At 60.9% G+C, this 2,744-nt stretch carries 2 protein-coding genes; both read left to right on the top strand.

All coding sequences use genetic code 11. The features are described 5' to 3' along the window. The first annotated feature begins 273 nt into the window (after positions 1–273). Positions 274–837, top strand: a complete 564-nt coding sequence (locus ACLP9N_RS17930) for a PE family protein (protein ID WP_442408683.1) — start codon at positions 274–276, stop codon at positions 835–837. A 193-nt stretch (positions 838–1,030) separates the two neighbouring features. After that, a complete protein-coding gene (locus ACLP9N_RS17925) occupies positions 1,031–2,548 on the top strand; it encodes an IS1634 family transposase (RefSeq protein WP_442408682.1) in 1,518 nt (505 codons plus the stop codon). Positions 2,549–2,744: the final 196 nt, after the last annotated feature.

Genomic DNA, 2,744 nt, shown 5'->3' with positions numbered 1-2,744 from the left:
AGCCACGACATCCCGATCTCGCCGCGCGCTTTCATCGCGACCGCGCCCAACCAGCCGTGGGTGTGAAATTCGTAACCTTCTGTTGCTCTTGGGACCCAGCCGGCTGGCTCCCAAGAGCCACAAGCTGCAGGCATTTTTGTTCGACAACTTTGTGTCCGTCGAATATCCTCAGAAGCGCCCCGCACCATCCTGTTTGTATGTAAAGTCCCCAGGATGCATGACGGTAGTCATGTGGGTCACTAGGTCGATGGATGACCGGGTGGGAGGATAAATGTGTCTAATGTGACAGCTGCGCCGGAGATGATGGCGGCGGCGGCAACGGATGTGGCGGCTATTGGCTCGACGGTCAACGCGGCCCACATGGCGGCGGCGGCTCCGACCGTCGCGGTGATACCTGCGGCCGCCGACGAGGTGTCGGCGAGCATCGCGCAGGTGTTCTCTAAGCAAGCCCAGAACTATCAGGCGCTGGCCGGGCAGGCGGCGGCGTTTCAGCAGCAGATTGTGCAGCACTTGAATGCGAGTGCAGGTTCGTATGCGGCCGCTGAGGCCGTCAGCGCCGCTTCGTTGATTCAGAGTACCGCGACTACAGTTGCCAACGACATTACTGCCTTGTCGGGCCCGCTAGTCAATACGTTAACCGGCGTTGCGAATACGCTAGCGGGCGTATTTAATACTGTTTTGAAAGAACTCGAAACTCTCGCAACGTTTGTATATAATCTAGCATACTACGCAGTGGCTGCACTTTATCTGTCGGTGGCTTTTACAGTTCTATTATGGCAGTTTGCCATATACTTGCTTTTTCACCTATATATCCCAGTCGATTTTCCCGCGTTTTAACCGGCTCATCGGAGACGGGTTCTAGCCCAATTGTGCAATTAAGCGGCTCTTCGTGAATCAGGGTGTATTCACGGGCGAGTCCTGACTTGGGCCACTTTTCGGTGATTGGCTTACCTGCGGGTCGCTGAGCTGGGGTTTCCGGTGGCTGCGGGTCGCAATGTATGCACTAATTGCGGGCGTTTAGTGTGCGGTGGTGGCGTACGCGCGCACCGTGAAGACGGCCTCTGGAGCGACGGCGGTGCAGATCGTATGGTCCTCACGGAAGAGATCGCGTCAGATCGAGCACCTGGGCTCGGCGCGTAACGAGGCCCAGTTGGAGGCGCTGAAGGCGGCCGCGGCCCAACGGTTGGCTGCCGGTCAGCAGAGTCTGGACTTGGGGCTTGACCAACCTGGGGCCGCCAACGGCGGTCCGCTGGAGATCGTGGCTTCGTGTTCGCAGCACCTGTGGGAGGCGTTGTGCCATGCCTACCGGGTGCTGGGATTTGATGCCGCTACCGATGGTGATGAGGTGTTCCGGGATCTGGTGGCCGCCCGGATTATCGAACCGACCAGCAAGGTCGATGCGCTACGCGTGCTCTGCGAGACCGGTGTGGATTCCCCGGCCTACCGCACGCTCAAGCGGCGGCTGCCGATCTTCGCCAAACCTGAATTCCGGCAGTCACTTTCGACTGCCTGTGCGGCCCATGCGCAGTTGGGTCCAGCCAGCCTGGTGCTCTACGACGTCAGCACACTGCACTTCGAAACTGATGCCGGCGACGGTTTTGGTGAGCCGGGATTCTCCAAAGAGCGCCGCCTGGATCCACAGATCACACTGGGGTTGCTCACCGACGCTAGCGGGTTCCCGCTGACGGTCGCCGCTTTCGAAGGCAACAAGGCCGAGACCGCCACCATGGTGCCGGTCATCAACGCCTTCAAGGCCGCCCACCGGCTCACCGACGTCACGGTCGTCGCCGATGCCGGCATGATCTCTGAGGCCAACCAGGTCGCCCTACACGCCGCCGGGCTGTCCTACATCCTGGGCGCCCGGATTCCGCATCTGCCTGATGTCGTGCGCGAATGGCGCGACAAACACCCTGATGAGGCGATACCGGACGGGCTGGTGTTGACCCAGCCCTGGCCATCGACCTCAACGGAGAAGGCCCGCGGGATTCCCGATCAGGTTATCCACTACCAGTATCGCCACGACCGGGCCCGTAAGACCTTGCGCGGCATCGACGAACAAGTCGCCAAAGCCCAGCGTGCCGTGGACGGGCATGCCCCGGTGAAGCGCAACCGCTACATCCAGCTCGCCGGTGCCACCAAGAGCGTCAACCGCGCGCTGGAGGCCAAGACGAGGGCGTTGGCGGGCTGGAAGGGCTACACCACCAACCTCGTCGGCCAACCGCCCGCGTTCGTCATCGACGCCTACCACCAGCTGTGGCGCATCGAGAAAGCCTTCCGGATGTCCAAGCACGACCTGCAGGCCCGACCGATCTACCACCGCACCCGCGACTCCATCGAAGCCCACCTGAGCGTGGTGTTCGCCGCCATGGCCGTATCCCACTGGATCGAGCACCAAACTTGCTGGAGCATCAAGAAATTCGTACGGACCGCACGTCGCTACCGCACCGTGCAGATCAAGGCCGGACGACAGATCCTCACCGCCGCCGACCCCTTACCCGACGACCTCGCCGAAGCCCTCGCCAAGATCAACAGCCACCATGTGCACTAATTTGGCCCAAGTCGGGTTTTAACCGGCTCATCGGAGACGGGTTCTGGCCCAATTGTGCAATTAAGCGGCTCTTCGTTAATCAGGGTGTATTCACGGGCGAGTGCAGTGCGCCTCTGTGGAGTAGTGAACGCCATCGGTAATGGGTGAGGTTGCGGACCTAGACGAACAGCCTGGGGAGTTCGGTTGTGACCGCATC

The organism is Mycobacterium sp., from assembly GCF_052144515.1.
Taxonomy (GTDB): domain Bacteria; phylum Actinomycetota; class Actinomycetes; order Mycobacteriales; family Mycobacteriaceae; genus Mycobacterium.
Note: the sequence above shows the minus strand (reverse complement) of the source record. Positions and strands in the feature narration are given on the sequence as shown.